The following is an 18,537-nucleotide window of genomic DNA, read 5'->3' as shown; positions in this document are numbered from 1 at the left end:
ATGCTCTCACGTTTTTTTTATCTGCTGCGACTGCCTTTTTTAAGGACTGTGTCCACCTCAGCGGCTGCTTTATCTAATGCAGCTTTTGGATCTTCACCTTGGTATAGACTCTCCATACCAGTCACTATCTGCTGTCGTGCCTCCGGGAAGATAGAAATCAAAGAACCTTGTGTTGCTGAACTTGGCACTGTATCGTGCAGCTGGTCGACTGTTACTTTTAATTGTGGGTACTTTTCCCATTCCTGTTTTACGATATCCTCATCATAAGCAGCTGGGTTTGTCGCAAAATAACCAGATTCTACATGCCATTTTGCCTGAACTTCTGCTGTTGACAAGTATTTCATGAAGTCCCAGGCAGCTTGCTGCTGATCCTCATCGATATCCTTCGCCATCCAGAGGGATGCACCGCCGATGATGACGCCTTGCGGATCAACATCATCCGGATGCGGCAGATAAGCGACGCCAACCTCGAAATCGGCATTATCGACGAGCCCTTTGATACCGGCTGAGGAATCAAGCATCATTGCCATTGTGCCAGTCTGGAAGGATGCCCGCATATCATCCCAGTTTTGACCGCTGTTATAGAAAGTACCAGCTTCATGCATGTCACTGATCAGCTCGAATACTTTATGACCTTTTTCATCGTTGAATGTAGCTTTTGTTGCTTCACCAGCACGACCATTTTCATTATCGACAAACATGCCGCCCTGTGTTGCAAGCAATTCCTCAAAGAACCAGCCATAGTTCAAGATGGAAAGACCATATTGTGACGTCTTATCTCCTTCTTTGATTGTCAGTTTCTCGGCAGCTTCCTTCAGCTCGCTGTATGTGCGCGGTGCTTGCTCAGGATCAAGGCCAGCTTCTTTGAATGCATCTTTGTTATAAACAAGCACAGGAGTGGAGGAGTTGAATGGCATGGAATACTGCTCGCCATCCACTTGATAATAGGAGGAAATATTCTCTTCCCATTGCGAAGTATCGTAGTTTTCCTCATCAATGAATTTCTGTACAGGCTGGATATTTCCGCTATCTATCATTTGCTTTGTGCCCGCCTCAAAGATTTGTGTAACCGCCGGGGCATCTGCGGTACCTGCAACAGTATTCAATTTTGTCAAAGACTCCTCATATGAACCTTGAAATACGGGGTTTACAGTATATTTGTCTTGTGAGCTGTTGTATTCATCCACGATTTCATTGACACTTGCTTCTAATTCTCCGCCCATGGCATGCCAGAAGATGATTTCAGTCTTGCCATCCTCGGTTGTACCGCTCGCAGAATCCGTACTGGAACAAGCAGTAAGGAACAGTGCAAATAAAACAGATAAACCAGCTAATAGTCTTTTCATCATATAACCTCTTTCGATTTTATTTGATTGCACCTTGCGTGAGACCTTTTTGCAGTTTTTTCTGTCCGGCGAATAACAGCAGCAGCGTAGGCAGGATGACAATGACAACACCGGCCATGACGATACCCCAATCGGACGCGATTTCTTGTGTTTGCAGCTGTTTAAGCCCTATTTGGACGGTTCTTGCTGATTCTGTGTTTGTGATTAACAATGGCCAGAGATACATATTCCAATTGGTCAGGAAGCTGTAAATACCTAAGGTAATTAAACTCGATCTGCTCACAGGCAGGATGACATTCCAGAAGAATCGGAACCTGGAGATACCAGCTACCTGGGATGCTTCATAGAGTTCCTGAGGTATTGTCTTGAAGTGCTGGCGTAATAGGAAAGTTCCGAATGCTAAAGCAAAAAACGGGATTGTCAGCCCGAGATAGCTGTTAGTCCAGCCTAGGCTTTGTATGGTCATGAAATTAGGTACCATCGTTGCTTCCCAAGGTATCATCATGGTGGAAATAAATAGGAAGAAGACGAAGTCCCTGCCTTTGAATTTCATAAAGACGAAAGCAAAGGCAGCCAAACTGCTGACCAGCAGCTGTCCTATCATGACGATGGCTGATGTGACAAAACTGTTGAGCAAATAGGTGAGCAGCGGCACCTTTTGAAATACTTCTAAGTAGTTATTCAATGATAGGCTGCTAGGAAGAAGCTGGCCGCCCATCACTTCCCCGCCATCCATAAAAGAGATACTGAAAGCATAAAAAATTGGAAACATCATGATAATGGCACAGAGGATCAGGACCGCATAAAGGCTGATGCGCTTTGCAAGTATCACTGATAATGCACCTTCCTTTCGCCAAGCTTAAACTGCAAAGCTGTCAGCAGCAAGACACAAAAGAACAGGATGACTGCCTGTGCACTCGCAGATCCAACATCATTATTGATAAAGGCATCCTTATAAATGGAATAAACGATCACATTTGTTGATTCTACCGGTCCGCCCTTGGTCAGGATGTCGATTTGTCCGAATGTCTGGAAGGCATTGATGAAAGATACGGTTACGATAAAGAACAATGTGGGCGACAGCATAGGCAGTGTGATGCGGCGAAGCTGATAAAAGTAGCTTACACCCGCTACTTTTGCATTCTCGTATAGGTGTGTATCGATGTTTTGTAATCCGCCTAGTATGATCAGATAAGCAAAGCCTGCATTCATCCACACTGTGGATAAAGAGACTGCAAGCAAGGCGTAATCGGGATCCTGCAGCCATTGGATTGCTGGAAATCCCAGCCACTCCGCAATCCTGCTGAATACACCGATTGAAGGATTATACATAAACATCCAAATGACACTCGATGCTGCAACGCTCATCCCCATTGTGGAAGAAAACAATGTCCGGAAAATACCGATTCCCTTGATTTTTTCATTTGTCAGCAACGCCAGGAAAAGAGCAAGCAGAATGCCGGCAGGTACTGTGAACAGTACAAAAAGGATGGTAGCTTTGACGCTGCTCTGAAAACTGTCAGAGCTTAGGATATACTGATAGTTTTCCACTCCGACAAATTCGAATGGACCCATTTGGTCAGCTAGAAAAAAACTCAAGTATATGGTTCGGAACATAGGGTAAAAAACGAACACGCCGAACAGGATGATAGAAGGCAGTAAATAGAGCCAGCCCTCCAGGAAAGAAAATAAATTCCGCTTTGGGCGGCGGCTTTCCTGGGATGGAACAGGCTGCATGTCCCGGGCGGCATTCATCTGAGCACCTCTCTGGCTGTCTGGTTTGGCTGTCCGTCATTGGCTGCCCATAAAATCCGTCCATTGTCTTTTGAAAATAGATGAATAGCTTCCAAGTCGAAACGGATCGGTATCCGGTCTCCAACAGAGAATTGCCATTGTCCGTTCCATCGTGCAATCCATTGCTCATTGCCATTATCCAGGATAAAACTGATGAGCGTCTCTGTACCTAGTATCTCTGTATTTACGACCTCCACCACAGCATCTGCTTGCTCCGGAGCGGAGAACAAGATATGCTCTGGCCTTATACCGACCTGCACATGTTTGCTTGCTGCTTTTGCATTGCCCTTCATAGGGTTAGGCAATGTGCAGTTAGGTGAGAGAACGATACCGCTCGGCGAAACGTCAGCTTCCATTACATTCATGGCGGGTGATCCGATAAATGACGCCACGAATGTATTGGCGGGGTTATTATAAATATCAAGCGGTTTGCCGATTTGCATCGCTTCGCCTTCATGAAGGATCATCATCCTGTCTGCCATCGTCATCGCTTCAGTCTGATCATGTGTCACATAGATCATCGTAATTCCGAGCTTGCGCTGTATCTGCCGGATTTCCGAACGCATCCGGGTCCGCAGTTTCGCATCCAGATTGGATAATGGCTCGTCCATCAAGCAAAGAGGAGCTTGTGTCACAATGGCGCGGGCCAGGGCGACCCGCTGTCTCTGACCGCCGGATAACTCACGTGGTTTGCGTTTTAAATAATCAGCTAAGCCGAGCATGTCGGCTGCTTCCAGAGCACGGCGTCTTTGTTCCTCACGTGAAATTTTCTTTGTATGTAAGCCGAAGGTGATATTTTGTTCCACATTCAAATGCGGATACAATGCATAATTCTGAAACACCATGGATAAATCCCGTTTATTCGGTGGTACATCATTCATCTTCTTGCCATTCACAAACAATTCCCCGTCCGTTATCGGTTCCAGACCAGCTATCATGCGGAGAATAGTGCTTTTCCCACAACCTGATGGACCGACAAGCACGAAGAACTCGCCTTGCTGCAGCTGCAGGTCCACTTGCTCAATCACGTTTTTCTTGCTATCGTAAGACTTTTTCAAACCAGCCAAGATTACATGTGTCATAATCTGCTCCTTTCTGCGAATTCATCTATACTATAACGAGTGAAAATTGAGTTAACGTGAAGAGTGGGTGAAAAAGCGTTTACAGAGAAAAGGGGAATGGCTGTTTATTTTACAAAGCTCATACAATCCCGGCACAAAAAAAGGACTTGCAGGCAATATTGCCTGCAAGTCCTTTTATGCTCTATTACTTTCTGCGCATTTTGCGTAAGATTAGGCTTATTACAAATACGAAGATGATGGCACCGATCAAAGCAGGGATGATTGCTATACCTGCAAGGTCAGGGCCGAAGTCTCCGAAGATAAGTCCGCCAAGCCATGCACCGATAATACCTGCAATGATATTACCAATGATACCACCTGGAACATCACGTCCAAGGATCAAGCCTGCCAGCCAGCCGATAATACCACCAACAATTAGATATAAGATGAAACTCATAATACCTACCTCCAAACAAATGATGTAATTTAATGTGTTGTGATAATAGCATTCCCCAACTTACAAGATTGCAAACGTCTAACGTTCTGCTGTATGTTTACACGTTCTTAAGATAAGCTGCATCATTCTACACAGCAGCTCAACATCCCCTTAATAAAAGGTCGTTATATTGAAAGTACAAGAACAAAGATCACCGTCCAATTCTTGTACTTTTCTTAGTACAAAAATACATTCCAGATAACTACAGGGAGATGATCCGAATGATGAATCAGATTAATCCATCGTACGAGTCCGTTACTACAAGGTCGCTTGATAGTCAGTACGTGCAAAATGGTATCCTGCCTGTCGTCGCTCATCGCGGTGCTTCCGGTTTTGCACCTGAAAACACAATCGCTGCTTTTGATTTAGCTGTGGAGATGCAGGCCGATTTCATCGAGCTTGATGTGCAAATGACAAAGGATGGTCAGCTTGTCGTCATACATGATACGTCAATCAACCGTACAGCAGCCGATGCACCAGAAGAAACCGTGTATGTGAAGGATCTCGCTTTTGCCGCCTTGCAGTCTTATGATGTGGGTGCTGGATATGATTCTGTATATGAAGGTCAGCGTGTCCCGTTGTTAGAGGATGTAATGAAAAGATATAAAGGTAAAACAAAGTTCCTTATCGAATTAAAGTCGCCAGAACTTTATGATGGGATAGAAGAAGCAGTAGCTGAGCTGTTGGAAAAGTATGAACTGGCCAATGTTCTGTATGAGGAAGTGATTCTGCAATCCTTCAATTTTGGATCCATTGCGTATCTTTCCCAGCTGTTGCCGCATGTTCCTCTTGGTGTATTGACGTCAAGAACCTCAGACCTCACGAATCGTAAACTTGATAAATTATCTACTTATGCAGATTATGTAAATGCACATTTTACCAACGTTACACAGGATGAGACACTGGTTGGCAGAATCCACACACGCGGAATGCGAATAATGCCGTGGACAATTCGTGCACCGGGCGAAGTCCAGCCGCTAATCCGTGCTGGTGTGGATGGAATCATTACTGATTATCCGAATTATGTGAAATAAAAAGGAGACCTTTTTACAGGTCTCCTTTTTCACGTTATCTATTCTGAACGAGTCGAAGCAGTTCGAATGCCCGATCTCCTGCAAGTGCTGCAAGATCCTCCCAGCATTCATCGCGCTTCAGATCGAGTTCCACAATCTGTTTGGCTAAATCAAGGGCTTCCTGATCAAATGCCACGTGCTTGACGCTCCTTTCTGTTTTCCCTTTTTGCTGTTACGCTCAGTATACTTATAGCCGAATAACTTTGCATCAAACATGTCAACGATGCTGACGAACAATTTTGTTGTTTGTTAGGTTTCCTAACACAACACTAGGATGAATGGATAAATACGGTATAATGTGGAGTAACAGCACATGGTGATGAGGTGAACAGATGAGTAACGAGCCTTCTTACAAGAACAGAAAGGTGATCACAATAGGCATTGTGAGCGAACTGACTGGTCTGACCGAACGCAAAATTCGTTATTACGAGGAACGCAAGCTCATTTTTCCTGAACGTTCTGCGAAGGGAAATCGCAAGTACTCTTTTTCGGATGTAGAGCAATTGATCGAGATCGCCAACAAAAGGGAAGAGGGTGTGCAAACCTTCGAAATTCGTCAGCAGATGCTTAGAGACAAGAGGAAAGAAGCGGAACGAGAAAGCCGCCAGCAGATGCTGCGTGGGCAGATCAACGCCCGCTTTGGTATACAGAGAGAGTAAGAATGTGTACGTATGTGTTGGGAGGCCTTGTACACAGGAAAGCCGGATGGTCCATCATCCGGCTTTTTATTATGTCAAAAATTAAATTACGTGTTTAATTTCTATTGCGTATTTTGGGTCGTAGACTGAGGTTTGAAGAGTTTTGCATGATTTTATTAAGAATCAGTAGACCCGAAGAAAGATGTCCAGATTACATACAGATTAACTGTAAACTCGTCATAGTACACTTATGAAGAAACATTATTGAAGTGATTTTAAAAGGCATGGTGCGGAATTCTGTCGGCTATTGCAGCTTGGTCAATCGCTTGATTTAAAATGTATGTACATATGTTCCGCATATTTTTAAATGATTCATTCTGCGCCCTGTTGAATAAAGAAAATCAGATTGATTTTTCTATAAATTTTAAAATTATATTGACAATAACTAGATTGGAAGGTAAAGTAACAAACAGATCAACAACAAAAGTATAATGAAATTCTTATCAAGAGCGGCGGAGGAACAGGTCCTATGAAGCCCGGCAACCAGATCGATGATCTAGGTGCTAATTCCTGCAGACGGCGAACGCCGTACTGAGAGATAAGAGAATGAGTGCATACGTATACCATGCGCCTCTCTTAATCTAGAGAGGCGCTTTTTTATTGTAGTTGATAACAGCGAAGAAAAAAGGGGAGAGCAACATGAAAAAAATCTTAAGCTTTGGACTTATCGGATTATTAGCATTATTTTTAGCGGCATGCGGCAATGATAAATCTGCTGCACTAGCAAATGACAAAATATTGGTCGGTGTCAGCGGCGGACCGCATGAGCAAGTGATGGAGAAAGTAAAAGAACTCGCAGCTGATGAAGGTATCGATGTCGAAATCAAAACATTCAATGATTACAATACACCAAACAGTGCATTGGATGATGGAAGCCTGGATGCAAACAGCTATCAGACACTTCCTTTCCTGGAAGATCAAGTAAAGAACCAGGGTTATGAATTGAAAGAAGTATTTAAGACTCTAACGTTCCCAATGGGTATTTATACAGATAAGATCTCTGATATTTCCGAATTGAAGGAAGGCGACAAAATCGCTGTACCAAATGATCCTGCCAATGAGTATCGCGCATTGAAACTTTTTGAGACCGCAGGAGTATTGAAAGTAGATCCAGAAGCAGAGAACTCCGCAACAGCTAAAGATGTTGTGGAAAATCCACTAAATCTTGAAATCGTTGAATTGGATGCTTCCCAGCTGCCAGCTCAGCTTCCGGAAGTAGCAGCAGCAGCAATCAACACGAACTTCGCGATGGGTGCTGATTTGAATATCAATGATGATGCTATCTTTGCAGAGGAATCAGAGAACAATCCATGGTCCAACTACTTTGTTGTAAGATCAGCAAACACGGATGATGAAGTTGTGAAGAAGCTTCAGGAAATCTATCAATCTGATGAAGTAAAACAATTTGTGGAAGATGAATTCCAAGGATCCGTTGTTCCAAGCTGGTAAGGGGGAAGCAGTATGATTGAACTGAAAAATGTATCGAAGACCTTTACCACTGGAAAGAAAAAAGTGGAGGCGTTGAAAGACGTTTCCTTGAAAATCAATAAAGGTGAAATCTATGGCGTAATCGGATTCAGCGGAGCAGGGAAAAGTACCCTGATCCGCTGTGCCAATTTACTGGAACGTCCTACTGAAGGGGAAGTATTCATCGACGGTGTAGATCTTACGAAGCTTAAGAAATGGCAGCTTCGTAAAGCAAGAGGGAAAATCGGCATGATATTCCAGCATTTTAATCTGCTGACGACAGCAACTGTGTATGAGAACATTGCAAGACCGCTGAAGCTGAGTAAAGTGCCGAAGCAGGAAATCAAGGAACGCGTTGATAAATATCTGAAGATTGTAGGCCTGGAAGAAAAGAAAAACGTCTATCCAGCTCAATTATCAGGTGGTCAGAAGCAGCGCGTCGCTATCGCAAGGGCGCTTGCTCAAGAACCAGAAGTACTGTTAAGTGATGAAGCAACAAGCGCATTGGACCCCAATACGACGTCTTCCATTCTCGAACTGCTGCTTCGAGTGAACAAGGAGCTTGGCATTACTATCTTTTTGATTACCCATGAATTGGATGTTATCCAGCGTATATGTGACCGTGTAGGTGTTATGCACCATGGAGAGCTGGTAGAAGAAGGATCGGTTATCGACGTATTCACCAAACCGCAGCATCCGCAAACGCGGAAATTTGTCTTTGATGACGCGAATTTCCAGGTTCCGGACAGCGTCAAAAAAGGACTTTCTGCTACAGGGCGTCTTGTTTCACTGACGTTCATCGGCGAAGCTTCGAATGAGCCATTCCTTGCAGCGATTACAAAGAAATTCGATGTTGTTCCAAGCATTCTGGCAGGTGGAATCGATCAGCTGAAAGAGAGCTCCGTCGGCAAATTGCTTATCCACTTGCAAGGTGATCCAGCTGAAGTTGAGAAGGCAATTTCATATTTGGAGTCTCAGCAAGTAACGGTTGAGGAGGTGGCGTCATGATTGAGTTCTGGACAGAATGGGGTACAGACATCACCGAGGCGTTTTGGCAGACGCTTCTGATGACAGGCATTTCGTTAGCTATTTCAATCGTGATCGGACTGCCGTTAGGTATTTTACTGGTCATGACAAGAAAAGGCGGCCAAGCAGAGAATAGAGTATTTTATTCCATTGTGAATACAATCATTAACGTTATCCGTTCTATTCCTTTCATCATTCTGTTATTCTTGCTGCTGCCTCTGACAAGAGCCTTGGTCGGAACGACAATTGGTGTTGAAGGGGTTATCCTTCCACTCGTTGTTTATACAGCACCTTATATTGCTCGGTTAATGGAATCAGCATTATTGGAAGTAAATAAAGGAGTCATCGAGGCTTATGAATCAATGGGAATTTCCACAACTAAGATCATTTGGAGCGTCATCATCAGGGAAGCACGTTCTACAATGATTTTAGGTTTAACGATTGCAACGATTGGTTTGATTGGGGCTACAGCTATGGCTGGTCTTGTCGGCGCTGGTGGTCTTGGGGATTTGGCATATCAATATGGACACTTGCGTTTCGAGCCAGTTGTTATGTATGTCGTTATCGTCATCTTGATCATACTTGTACAAGCAATGCAGACATTAGGAAATGTATTGGCAAGACGCCTTCGAAAAGATTAAAAAAGCACGCTTGGTTCATTCCAAGCGTGCTTTTCCTTATATTTAGAAGAAAATATTTAAGATGTAATAGATCAAGCCGCCTAGAGTGGCTGTGATCGGCAGGGTAATGAACCATGTGATGACCATGCGTTTTGCAGTACCCCAGTTAACACCTTTGCGTCGGTGAGCTGCACCAACCCCCATGATAGAGGAAGAAATAACGTGCGTTGTACTTACCGGTAAGTGAATATAAGTAGCACCGAAAATGATGAACGCTCCAGTCAAATCGGCTGCAACACCGTTCACTGGACGAATCTTCATGATCTTACCACCAACAGTTTTGATGATTTTCCAACCGCCAATTGACGTACCAAGACCCATCGCAGTCGCACAGGCTGCTTGTACCCAGAATGGAATGTCAGATGTTGTATGCAGACCAGCTGTGATCAATGCCATAGTAATAATCCCCATTGCTTTTTGGGCATCATTTGTACCATGGGTGAAGGATTGCAGTGCTGCAGTCAAGATCTGTACGCGGCGGAAATTCTTGTTCGTCTTCGGCAAGTTCTTTTCCCGGAATATTAACTTGATGATGTTATATAAAATAAAACCTACAACAAAAGCCAAAATCGGAGAAATGATTAATGCTTGCAGTATTTTCAGGAATCCGTCTACATTGAGGATAGCAAATCCGCTTGATGCAATGACTGCACCTGCAAGAGATCCGATGATCGCATGGGAAGAACTGCTTGGGATACCGTAGTACCACGTAATCAAGTTCCATGCAATCCCTGCAATCAGTGCCGCTAGGATAACGACAGATCCGTTGACGATGTCATTCGGATTAGCGATATCGCTTGTAATTGTCTTTGCCACTCCAGTAAAAGTCATGGCACCAACAAAGTTCATGACTGCTGCCAAAATGATAGCGTGTCTTGGTTTCAATGCTTTTGTTGATACAGATGTTGCAATAGCATTGGCAGTATCATGGAATCCATTGATAAAGTCGAATGCAAGGGCGAAAATGACTGTTAAAATGGTTAGTACTAATAATACATCCATTGTTTACGCCTCACGAATTCTTCATGATGATTGTTTCAAGATTGTTCGCAACAGATTGGCAGCTGTCAGCAATTTCTTCCAGGATGTAGTACAACTCTTTGTACTGAATGACCTTGATCGGGTCTTTCTCGTTCTGGAAGAGCTGTTTCAAGGATTTACGGAAGATCGTGTCGCAGTTTTGCTCGTGCTCCTTGATTTTGATTGCATGTTCTTGAATTTCTTTTAGCTTGTTGTGAGAAAGTAAATCAATTGTAATCTTAATTTCTTTTGCACAAGAGCGGATTTCTTCTGTAAATTGATCGATAAAGCTATCGGAAGAATAGATGCCGTATGTATCCATCATCCCGGAGAATTCTTCTATTCCATCTAATACATCGTCCAAGCTGTTTGTCAGCTGAAGAATGTCTTCGCGTTCGATCGGTGTGATGAAGGCATGGTTCAATTCCTTGATGATCGTATGTACAAGCTGATCACCTTTTGTTTCAAATTCCTTCAATTTATTGGAGAACTCGGATAAAGTCGCTGCATCTTTCACTTTATAGGTAACAAAAAAGTCAGCAGTCTCATCAATATTCTTTGCTATATCGGCTAAAAGCAAAGAGAATTTGTCTTGTTTCTTCTTGAACATTACAAAACCTCCGAATGGTGTTTGAATAGGCTTGTTCCTGGGAACATATAATGATAATTTTTTGTAAACTATCCTCTAGAGATTGTAAACTTTTTATTAATAATTATCAATGTTTTCGTTTGATTTTTGTCGAATGAGGTACACTTTGTCACTATTTGTTATAGTTGTATAGAAGGGGTGAAATTATGCAGATCTCCATTACAAAGCCGGCATCAAACTGGTTTGTCCAAGAAATGGACCTTGAACCGGGCAGTGCTGTGCGTTTTTATGTCCGTTATGGCGGAATGGGCGGCATTAAAGAAGGATTTTCACTTGGTATTTCCGCGGAACAGCCAAATGATCCCATTGTGAGCGAGGAAGTACAAGGAATCACATTCTTCGTCGAACGTTCAGATGCATGGTATTTTGAAGGGGTAGACTTGAGCGTGAAATATTCTCGTAAATGGGACGATATCCAATACGAATATCCTCCGCATAATTGAAAAAAGTGAGCAAGAGCCGTCAAAGGCTCTTGCTCATTTTTTAATTTTGGACAGGAAGCAGCGGAGCGACAGCATCCTTTATACCGACCATTCCAAGCAGGGCAAGCAGAATTCGCTGCGGTCCGTAAAATGCATCAGTCGGATCGAAGAATTCCTCCAGTGTATGGTGTCCGCCGCTGTTCCCGCCACCGCCGAGTGTGAGGGCAGGTATACCAAGGCTGATTGGAACGTTTGCATCCGTACTAAGCGGTTCTTCCCGTTCGACCTCAATTCCAAGAACTTCAGCCGCCTTCAATGCAATATGACGAATCGGAGCATCTTTTGGCTGGCTGCCTGCAGGTCTGTCTCCAACCAATTCTGTCGTAACTGAGATGCTGCCCGGCTGCTGCCGTGCCTCACCTTCAGCCTGTGCCGCTTCTTCGATCAATGCAAGTGCATTGGACTCCAGCTCTGCCAGGGCCTCACTGGATACAGAGCGTAAATCCAGCTGGAAGCCTGCGTGTTGGGCAATCGTATTGATGGATGTTCCGCCATGGATCGTGCCGACATTATATGTTGTCTTCGGATCCTTAGGAACGGTCAAGTCCGCTAACGAAGCGATAGCGCGTCCAGCTGCATGGATGGCACTGGAAGTACCGAAGTCCCCAAAGCTGTGACCGCCTTTTCCTTTGAAAGTTACATTATAACGCTTGCTGCCGACGCCACAGTAAATCAAATCACCAGGTGAACCTGGCTCCACAGAGATAAAGCCATCAACATATGTATTGTCACGGAAATATGCTTTCATACCGCGCAAGTCACCGAGACCCTCTTCGCCGACATCAGCCAGGAAGACAATATCACCTTCTGTTTCAATCTTATTAGCTTCCAAAGTACGTAACAAAGTCAGTAATACGGCTAAGCCGCGCCCGTCATCTCCGATTCCTGGTGCATAAACGATCCCATCTTCAATTTTTGCTTTTACATTTGTACCAGCAGGGAAGACGGTATCCAAATGGGCTGCAATAACAACCGTAGGCCCGCTGCCGCTGCCTTTTCGTATGCCGTATACATTTCCTTCGTCATCAGTTTTCAAGTCATCCAAGCCGAATGCCGCCAGTTTCTCTTTGAAATAGGCTGCACGGGTTTCTTCTTTGAATGGAGGTGCTTCCACTTCTGTTACTTCTATCTGGTCCTTTGTTGTCTGTTCATTATCCTGCTTGAGAAAATAGAGTGCATCACGTACTTGCTGCAGATCCAAAAGCTGCTCGAATTCTTTTGCGAATACTTTACTGGTGGATGTCATATATTCCCCTGCTTTCCTATGGTATACGTGTACTGTAACACAAAATCGCAATATACTGACAATTTAAAATGCGTAAATAGTCGAAAAGTAACGATTTGTTCTATTTTTATATTTACAAGGCATAGGATGTTATGTAAAATAAATGCACCGGAATGAATAATTATAGATTTTATTGCAAGTTTACAATAAAGATAGAAAAGGGAGATTGACTATGAAAACGGTAAAAAAGCTCATGGCAGCAGCTGGACTTGTTAGTGTTTTATTTTTAAGTGCTTGTATATCCAATAACGAATCGAGCGGTTCCGGCGAGGAAAAACTCACTATTGGAACAGAAGCGACCTTTGCTCCTTTCGAGTCTATGGAAGGTGATAAAATTGTTGGGTTCGATGCAGATTTGTTAGATGCGATCATGAAAGAAGCAGGTATTGATTATGAATACCAAAATACTGGCTGGGACCCAATGCTTGTCGGGGTAGAAGATGAAACGCTTCAAGCCGGGATGGCTGGTATCACAATAACGGATGAAAGAAAAGAAACATATGATTTCTCTGTGCCTTACTTCGAGGCTACACAAGTTATCGCTGTACCGGAGGGAACCGATATCCAATCTGCTGAAGATATCAAAGGGATGAAGGTCGGCGTGCAGAACGGTACGACTGGTGACGAAGCCGCTCAGAAACTTGTTGGAGAAAATAGCAGTGATCTTTCCAAGTATGATTCATCTGCAGCAACGATGATGGCTTTGCAAAATGGTGACGTAGAGGCTGTAGTGACTGATATCGCAGTAGCGCAGCATTACGTAAAAAATAATCCTGATGCAAACCTTACTTTAGTGGAAGATGATGAGAACTTTGAAGCGGAATACTATGGTATGCTGCTTCCGAAGGACAGTGAGTATAAGGAACAAATAGATGAAGCTCTTCAAACGATCATGGAAAATGGAACATATGAAGAAATTTATCAGGAATGGTTTGAAGGCACACCGGATATCGAAGCACTGGAAAGCGCACAGCCATAAGGAGAATCATATAGCGTAACGATACTTACCGTTACGCTATATTTACGTTTTGATTTATCAGCTATACTGAGGTGAGAGATATGGATTTTAGATGGGAAATTATTAGTGAATATTTGCCTTTCTTTATGAGAGGTTTAGGTTATACAATCCTGGCATCTTTGATAGGATTCCTCATTGGCGCTTTGATTGGATTGGTTATCGGAATGGGGAAAAGTCTCTCCAATCCGATATTACGGCTGCCGTTCATTTGGTATGTGAATATTTTCAGAGGTACCCCGCTGTTAGTACAGATCTTTTTGATTCACTTTGCAGTAATGCCGATTTTCATTAAACCGCCGGAACCGCTTATATCATTGATTGTTGCATTGGCGTTGAATTCTGCAGCTTACATTGCGGAAATCTTTCGTGCAGGTATCAACTCAATCGATAAGGGGCAGCGGGAGGCTGCGTACAGTCTTGGAATGAATCATGCACAAGTGCTGCGGCATGTCGTTCTGCCGCAGGCATTCAAGCGGATGATTCCGCCGCTTGGCAATGAATTCATTGTGCTGGTGAAGGATTCCTCACTAGGAGCTGTCATTGCCGCACCAGAACTGTTTTACTGGGGAAGGGTAGCTGTTGGAGCATATTCCAGAGTCTGGGAGCCATATTTGGCAGTTGCCGTTTTATATTTTGTCGTTTGTTTAGTATTATCATATGTACAGAGCTTTTTAGAAAGGAAGTATGCGACAGATGATCAGCGTAAAAAACCTAAAAAAGTCGTTCGGCGATCTCGAGGTGCTGCGGGACATTAACGTCGAAATAGAGGAAAAGGAAGTGGTCGTCGTCATCGGCCCTTCAGGTTCCGGCAAGTCCACTTTCATTCGGTGCCTTAACCGGATCGAGGATATTACGGGTGGTCATGTTTATATAGAAGGAACAGATATCTCACAGAGAAAAGTGAACATCAATAAAGTGCGCACAGATGTGGGTATGGTTTTCCAGCAGTTCAACCTGTTCCCTCATAAGACAGTATTGGAAAATATCATGCTTTCTCCGATGGTCGTTCGCAAGTGGAAGAAGAAGGACGCGGAAGACAAGGCGCTTTCCCTGCTTCGAAAAGTCGGCTTGGAGGACAAAGCGGGTGTATATCCGGAATCGCTTTCCGGCGGGCAGAAGCAGCGTGTAGCTATTGCGCGTGCTTTATGCATGGAGCCGAAGGTGATGCTGTTTGATGAACCAACATCTGCACTTGATCCGGAAATGGTCGGAGAGGTGCTTGAGGTCATGAAGCAGCTTGCGAATGAAGGCATGACAATGATTGTGGTGACACATGAAATGGGCTTTGCACGTGAAGTAGGTGATCGAGTGCTGTTCATGGATGGCGGTTATATCGTAGAGGAAGCGAAACCGGAGGAGATTTTCGGTAATCCGAAGGAAGAACGGACAAAGGCTTTCTTAAGTAAAGTATTATGACAGTACAGCCAGTGCATCTATGCACTGGCTGTTTCTTTGTAAAAAAGGGCGTCATATTTTCTGACAAGATTGCTGTCATCCTATATTCCCTATGCTAAAGTAAGGGTAAGATTTTCGGGTAACAAACGAACTGTAACCAATAGGCAACATTCGTCATGTTCTCGGTTAATCCCTCTCATTTGCAAGCAGAATGCATTGTTCGGCTTGTCTTTACAGCTTGTACAGGTGATATGTTGCGTGGCATATCCGACTGTGCAGGCTGTTTTTTTGTGCTTTTTGCTGAAATAAGGAAAATTGTGCTGGACATGCTATGAATTTGTAATCATTTAGCACGCTCCTGCGTATGATGGGTCTATAGAAATGACAGGAGTGGCGCAATGTATAAATTAAAAGTCGTAGATGCTAGCAAGATATTCAGACGCGACGGACAGGAAGTTGTTGCATTGCAGGAGACAACAATGCAAATACCTGCTGGACGCTTTGTCAGTATTATTGGCCCCAGTGGCTGCGGCAAGTCGACACTCTTTAATATGATTGCCGGGCTTATCAAACCGACTACTGGAAAGATCCTTTTGGATGGGCAGAATATTGTCGGTAAGAGTGGTTATGTCGGTTATATGCTTCAAAAGGATTTGCTGCTGCCATGGAGGACAATCTTGGATAATGTGATTCTCGGCTTGGAGATCAAAGGTGTTTCGAAGCAGGAGGCTAGGAAGAGGGCGCAGCCATTACTGGAGAGATATGGGTTGCAAGGCTTTGAAAACAATTATCCGCCAGAGCTATCAGGCGGTATGAGACAGCGGGCAGCATTGTTGCGGACATTGCTGTATGACCAGGATGTGATCCTGCTTGATGAGCCATTTGGGGCACTGGATGCACAGACCAGACTGCAAATGCAAGGGTGGCTGCTGCGCATATGGGAGGATTTTCAGAAGACGATTCTTTTTGTCACACACGATATTGATGAAGCAATTTACTTATCGGATGATATTTATGTCCTATCCCATCGCCCTGGCAAGCTGAAGGCAAAGATCCACGTGGAATTGGAGCGTCCACGCGGGGAAGATACCTTACTGTCGGAAAATTTCTTATCACTAAAGCAAACATTGCTGGATTTGCTTAGAGAGGAACCGAAAGACAATGGCACAACCTGAAAAAAAACGCTATATCGAAGATGAGAAAAAACGCCAGCAGCGAATGAAGCGGATTGTATTTGGCGGTCAGATAGGCCTTGGTATTTTGGTGATTGTATTATGGGAGGTACTGACACGATACGAAGTGATGGATCCTTATTATTGGAGCAGTCCGAGCACAATCTATGAAACTGCAAAAGTCGCCTTTTTGGAGGGTGCACTTTGGGATGATTTGGTCTATACATCACTTGCGACGCTTGCTGGTTTTGCAGCTGGAACTTTATTTGGGTCCTTAATCGGTCTGTCTTTTTGGTGGTCTGCTTACTACTCGAGAATATCTGAGCCATATTTGATTGCATTCAATGCCATTCCAAAGCTTGCGCTTGGTCCGGTCATTGTTATTCTATTCGGCATTGGATTCTTTTCCAAGGTGATGTTGGCATTCCTGATGACAGTGATTGTCACAGCACTTGCAGCCCATAGCGGCATCAAAGCAATCGATAAGGATTTGGAAAAGCTGCTTTATTCCCTGGGAGCGAAACGCAGACATGTATTTACGAAAGTAGTTGTCCCGACAACGATGCCTTGGATTGTCAGCAGCTTGCGAATCAATATCGCTTTGGCACTTGCGGGGACAATCGTTGGTGAATTTATCAGTTCCCGTCAAGGTATCGGCAGGATGATTCTTTATGCGGGACAGATTTTAGATATTGATCTCGTTTGGGTAGGGGTTGTTGTACTGTCATTATTGTCTTTGCTCATGTACGCAGGGACAGTCAGCTTGGAGAAGTTATTGCTTCGCGGTCAAGAGCCGAAACAATAGGAGGTGTCCAATGACTAAAGCACGGTTGTTTGGTGTGATTTGTTTGGCGGTTTTGCTTGGTATCCTGGCTGGATGTACAGGAGGCAGTGAGGAAGAGAAATTGAAGAAAATTACGATTGCAGAACCAGTGCATTTGACAGGCTACCTGCCGCTCTATGCAGCAATTCATGAAGGCTATTTTGAGGAAGAAGAACTGGATGTGGAAGTAGTAACCGCAACTGGCGGAGCGCATGTGACCACCGTTGTAAGCGGAGATGCCTGGGGTAATATTGCCGGTCCGGATTCAAATGCGCTTGCCAATATTGATTCCAATGATCCAATTGTTTCTGTCGTGAACGTTGTGAACCGTGCGAATGTTTACTTGATGGCGGGCGGGGATACACCTCCGGCAGGAGCATCAGAGGAAGAATTAGCAGCGTACCTGGAAGGAAAGACAATTGCAGCAGGACGTTTTGGCGGCAGCCCGAACTTGCTGACACGTTATTTGATCATGGAGCTAGGTTTGGAGCCAGGCAAGGATGTGCTGCTTGAGGAGCCTGCTGATGCAAGTGCAGTTGTGTCATTAGTGGAGAATGGTCAGGCGGATATTGCCAATGGAGCCGAACCACAGATCTTTGATGGTATCGAAAAAGGAGTATGGAATGAACCTTTCTACGGATTTCCCAGTTTGGGAGATTATCCGTATAGCGTTATCAGTGTGAAGCAATCCACTATCGATGAAGATCCTGAAACGGTACAAAAATTCGTTAATGCTATTGCCAAAGCATTAAAAGCAGTAGATGAGGATGAAGAACTGGCAATGCGGGTATTAAAGAAGGAGTTCCCGACAACTGATGAAGCGAGTTTGCAAGCATCATTGGATCGGGCGTATGCAGATGAACTATGGAGCATAGACGGCTATATAACGGAGGAAGCAACGGATAAGACGATGGATGTCGTGACGAAGACAGGTGTATATAAGGGAGATTACAAATACGAAGAGCTGGTAAACATGGAATTCGTCGAGGCATTGGAATAAGTAGAGGCTGGCGATCATTGCCGGCCTTTTTCTTGGAAACATAGGCGGGTGA

The 18,537-nt window shown here is 44.1% G+C and carries 21 protein-coding genes and 1 riboswitch; of the genes, 12 read left to right on the top strand and 9 right to left on the bottom strand.

The window, feature by feature from the left end:
• Positions 1-17: 17 nt before the first annotated feature.
• The 5 genes from SFC25_RS17955 to SFC25_RS17935 all read right to left on the bottom strand — a co-directional run bounded on the left by SFC25_RS17955 (position 18) and on the right by SFC25_RS17935 (position 4,658).
• Complete coding sequence (locus tag SFC25_RS17955) at positions 18-1,346, bottom strand: ABC transporter substrate-binding protein (protein WP_411216575.1); 1,329 nt, start codon at positions 1,344-1,346, stop codon at positions 18-20.
• 19 nt (positions 1,347-1,365) lie between these two features.
• Positions 1,366-2,121: a carbohydrate ABC transporter permease gene (locus tag SFC25_RS17950; RefSeq protein WP_411216577.1), complete on the bottom strand. Its 756-nt coding sequence runs from the start codon at positions 2,119-2,121 to the stop codon at positions 1,366-1,368.
• 53 nt (positions 2,122-2,174) lie between these two features.
• A complete protein-coding gene (locus SFC25_RS17945) occupies positions 2,175-3,101 on the bottom strand; it encodes a carbohydrate ABC transporter permease (protein ID WP_411216574.1) in 927 nt (308 codons plus the stop codon).
• On the bottom strand, positions 3,098-4,222 hold the full coding sequence (locus SFC25_RS17940) for an ABC transporter ATP-binding protein (RefSeq protein ID WP_411216573.1): 1,125 nt from the start codon (positions 4,220-4,222) through the stop codon (positions 3,098-3,100). The genes SFC25_RS17945 and SFC25_RS17940 overlap by 4 nt, the downstream gene beginning before the upstream one ends.
• A gap of 184 nt (positions 4,223-4,406) precedes the next feature.
• Positions 4,407-4,658: a GlsB/YeaQ/YmgE family stress response membrane protein gene (locus tag SFC25_RS17935; RefSeq protein WP_095221222.1), complete on the bottom strand. Its 252-nt coding sequence runs from the start codon at positions 4,656-4,658 to the stop codon at positions 4,407-4,409.
• A 260-nt stretch (positions 4,659-4,918) separates the two neighbouring features.
• Here SFC25_RS17935 and SFC25_RS17930 point away from each other — a divergent pair, with 260 nt between their 5' ends.
• Positions 4,919-5,731: a glycerophosphodiester phosphodiesterase gene (locus SFC25_RS17930; protein WP_411216572.1), complete on the top strand. Its 813-nt coding sequence runs from the start codon at positions 4,919-4,921 to the stop codon at positions 5,729-5,731.
• A 34-nt stretch (positions 5,732-5,765) separates the two neighbouring features.
• Here SFC25_RS17930 and SFC25_RS17925 read toward each other — a convergent pair whose 3' ends face one another.
• Positions 5,766-5,906 carry a hypothetical protein gene (locus tag SFC25_RS17925; protein WP_411216571.1) on the bottom strand — a complete coding sequence of 47 codons (141 nt, stop codon included), beginning with the start codon at positions 5,904-5,906 and terminating at the stop codon, positions 5,766-5,768.
• A 196-nt stretch (positions 5,907-6,102) separates the two neighbouring features.
• On the opposite strand from SFC25_RS17925, the gene SFC25_RS17920 reads away from it, so the two are divergent.
• From SFC25_RS17920 to SFC25_RS17905, 4 genes are all read left to right on the top strand, one after another.
• Positions 6,103-6,429: a MerR family transcriptional regulator gene (locus tag SFC25_RS17920; RefSeq protein WP_038563668.1), complete on the top strand. Its 327-nt coding sequence runs from the start codon at positions 6,103-6,105 to the stop codon at positions 6,427-6,429.
• A gap of 476 nt (positions 6,430-6,905) precedes the next feature.
• Positions 6,906-7,013, top strand: a riboswitch (SAM riboswitch).
• 94 nt (positions 7,014-7,107) lie between these two features.
• The gene (locus SFC25_RS17915; RefSeq protein WP_411216570.1) at positions 7,108-7,917 is read left to right on the top strand and encodes a MetQ/NlpA family ABC transporter substrate-binding protein; all 810 of its coding nucleotides are present in this window, start codon (positions 7,108-7,110) and stop codon (positions 7,915-7,917) included.
• Positions 7,918-7,929: 12 nt separating this feature from the next.
• Positions 7,930-8,943 carry a methionine ABC transporter ATP-binding protein gene (locus tag SFC25_RS17910; protein WP_411216569.1) on the top strand — a complete coding sequence of 338 codons (1,014 nt, stop codon included), beginning with the start codon at positions 7,930-7,932 and terminating at the stop codon, positions 8,941-8,943.
• Positions 8,940-9,602 carry a methionine ABC transporter permease gene (locus tag SFC25_RS17905; protein ID WP_411216568.1) on the top strand — a complete coding sequence of 221 codons (663 nt, stop codon included), beginning with the start codon at positions 8,940-8,942 and terminating at the stop codon, positions 9,600-9,602. The genes SFC25_RS17910 and SFC25_RS17905 overlap by 4 nt, the downstream gene beginning before the upstream one ends.
• Positions 9,603-9,644: 42 nt before the next feature.
• Here SFC25_RS17905 and SFC25_RS17900 read toward each other — a convergent pair whose 3' ends face one another.
• A complete protein-coding gene (locus SFC25_RS17900; RefSeq protein ID WP_411216567.1) occupies positions 9,645-10,643 on the bottom strand; it encodes an inorganic phosphate transporter in 999 nt (332 codons plus the stop codon).
• A 10-nt stretch (positions 10,644-10,653) separates the two neighbouring features.
• Positions 10,654-11,271: a DUF47 domain-containing protein gene (locus tag SFC25_RS17895; protein ID WP_411216566.1), complete on the bottom strand. Its 618-nt coding sequence runs from the start codon at positions 11,269-11,271 to the stop codon at positions 10,654-10,656.
• 185 nt (positions 11,272-11,456) lie between these two features.
• Between SFC25_RS17895 and SFC25_RS17890 the strand changes: the two genes are divergently transcribed.
• On the top strand, positions 11,457-11,753 hold the full coding sequence (locus SFC25_RS17890; protein WP_411216565.1) for a HesB/YadR/YfhF family protein: 297 nt from the start codon (positions 11,457-11,459) through the stop codon (positions 11,751-11,753).
• 40 nt (positions 11,754-11,793) lie between these two features.
• Here the strand turns inward: SFC25_RS17890 and SFC25_RS17885 are convergent, their stop codons facing one another.
• Positions 11,794-13,038 carry a M20/M25/M40 family metallo-hydrolase gene (locus SFC25_RS17885; protein WP_411216564.1) on the bottom strand — a complete coding sequence of 415 codons (1,245 nt, stop codon included), beginning with the start codon at positions 13,036-13,038 and terminating at the stop codon, positions 11,794-11,796.
• A gap of 211 nt (positions 13,039-13,249) precedes the next feature.
• Between SFC25_RS17885 and SFC25_RS17880 the strand changes: the two genes are divergently transcribed.
• The 6 genes from SFC25_RS17880 to SFC25_RS17855 all read left to right on the top strand — a co-directional run bounded on the left by SFC25_RS17880 (position 13,250) and on the right by SFC25_RS17855 (position 18,485).
• Positions 13,250-14,056, top strand: a complete 807-nt coding sequence (locus SFC25_RS17880; RefSeq protein WP_411216563.1) for a basic amino acid ABC transporter substrate-binding protein — start codon at positions 13,250-13,252, stop codon at positions 14,054-14,056.
• Positions 14,057-14,136: 80 nt separating this feature from the next.
• Positions 14,137-14,850 (top strand): amino acid ABC transporter permease, encoded by a 714-nt coding sequence (locus SFC25_RS17875; protein WP_411216562.1) that lies wholly within the window; start codon positions 14,137-14,139, stop codon positions 14,848-14,850.
• Positions 14,789-15,511, top strand: coding sequence for an amino acid ABC transporter ATP-binding protein (locus tag SFC25_RS17870; RefSeq protein WP_411216561.1), 723 nt, complete (start codon positions 14,789-14,791; stop codon positions 15,509-15,511). Before SFC25_RS17875 ends, SFC25_RS17870 begins: the two co-directional genes overlap by 62 nt.
• A gap of 377 nt (positions 15,512-15,888) precedes the next feature.
• Positions 15,889-16,665, top strand: a complete 777-nt coding sequence (locus tag SFC25_RS17865) for an ABC transporter ATP-binding protein (protein ID WP_411216560.1) — start codon at positions 15,889-15,891, stop codon at positions 16,663-16,665.
• Positions 16,652-17,467 carry an ABC transporter permease gene (locus tag SFC25_RS17860; RefSeq protein ID WP_411216559.1) on the top strand — a complete coding sequence of 272 codons (816 nt, stop codon included), beginning with the start codon at positions 16,652-16,654 and terminating at the stop codon, positions 17,465-17,467. Before SFC25_RS17865 ends, SFC25_RS17860 begins: the two co-directional genes overlap by 14 nt.
• A gap of 10 nt (positions 17,468-17,477) precedes the next feature.
• Positions 17,478-18,485 (top strand): ABC transporter substrate-binding protein, encoded by a 1,008-nt coding sequence (locus SFC25_RS17855; protein WP_411216558.1) that lies wholly within the window; start codon positions 17,478-17,480, stop codon positions 18,483-18,485.
• Positions 18,486-18,537 lie beyond the last annotated feature (52 nt).

Source organism: Terribacillus saccharophilus, from assembly GCF_046592595.1.
Classification (GTDB): Bacteria; Bacillota; Bacilli; order Bacillales; family Amphibacillaceae; genus Terribacillus; species Terribacillus saccharophilus_C.
Note: the sequence above shows the minus strand (reverse complement) of the source record. Positions and strands in the feature narration are given on the sequence as shown.

Coding starts and splice junctions, on each gene's coding strand:
- SFC25_RS17935 (WP_095221222.1), bottom strand. CDS start 4,658: ATGAGTTTCATCTTATATCTAATTGTTGGTGGTATTATCGGCTGGCTG.
- SFC25_RS17950 (WP_411216577.1), bottom strand. CDS start 2,121: ATGATGTTTCCAATTTTTTATGCTTTCAGTATCTCTTTTATGGATGGC.
- SFC25_RS17860 (WP_411216559.1), top strand. CDS start 16,652: ATGGCACAACCTGAAAAAAAACGCTATATCGAAGATGAGAAAAAACGC.
- SFC25_RS17895 (WP_411216566.1), bottom strand. CDS start 11,271: ATGTTCAAGAAGAAACAAGACAAATTCTCTTTGCTTTTAGCCGATATA.
- SFC25_RS17885 (WP_411216564.1), bottom strand. CDS start 13,038: ATGACATCCACCAGTAAAGTATTCGCAAAAGAATTCGAGCAGCTTTTG.
- SFC25_RS17955 (WP_411216575.1), bottom strand. CDS start 1,346: ATGAAAAGACTATTAGCTGGTTTATCTGTTTTATTTGCACTGTTCCTT.
- SFC25_RS17855 (WP_411216558.1), top strand. CDS start 17,478: ATGACTAAAGCACGGTTGTTTGGTGTGATTTGTTTGGCGGTTTTGCTT.
- SFC25_RS17870 (WP_411216561.1), top strand. CDS start 14,789: ATGATCAGCGTAAAAAACCTAAAAAAGTCGTTCGGCGATCTCGAGGTG.
- SFC25_RS17890 (WP_411216565.1), top strand. CDS start 11,457: ATGCAGATCTCCATTACAAAGCCGGCATCAAACTGGTTTGTCCAAGAA.
- SFC25_RS17945 (WP_411216574.1), bottom strand. CDS start 3,101: ATGAATGCCGCCCGGGACATGCAGCCTGTTCCATCCCAGGAAAGCCGC.
- SFC25_RS17880 (WP_411216563.1), top strand. CDS start 13,250: ATGAAAACGGTAAAAAAGCTCATGGCAGCAGCTGGACTTGTTAGTGTT.
- SFC25_RS17940 (WP_411216573.1), bottom strand. CDS start 4,222: ATGACACATGTAATCTTGGCTGGTTTGAAAAAGTCTTACGATAGCAAG.
- SFC25_RS17905 (WP_411216568.1), top strand. CDS start 8,940: ATGATTGAGTTCTGGACAGAATGGGGTACAGACATCACCGAGGCGTTT.
- SFC25_RS17910 (WP_411216569.1), top strand. CDS start 7,930: ATGATTGAACTGAAAAATGTATCGAAGACCTTTACCACTGGAAAGAAA.
- SFC25_RS17900 (WP_411216567.1), bottom strand. CDS start 10,643: ATGGATGTATTATTAGTACTAACCATTTTAACAGTCATTTTCGCCCTT.
- SFC25_RS17875 (WP_411216562.1), top strand. CDS start 14,137: ATGGATTTTAGATGGGAAATTATTAGTGAATATTTGCCTTTCTTTATG.
- SFC25_RS17865 (WP_411216560.1), top strand. CDS start 15,889: ATGTATAAATTAAAAGTCGTAGATGCTAGCAAGATATTCAGACGCGAC.
- SFC25_RS17920 (WP_038563668.1), top strand. CDS start 6,103: ATGAGTAACGAGCCTTCTTACAAGAACAGAAAGGTGATCACAATAGGC.
- SFC25_RS17930 (WP_411216572.1), top strand. CDS start 4,919: ATGATGAATCAGATTAATCCATCGTACGAGTCCGTTACTACAAGGTCG.
- SFC25_RS17915 (WP_411216570.1), top strand. CDS start 7,108: ATGAAAAAAATCTTAAGCTTTGGACTTATCGGATTATTAGCATTATTT.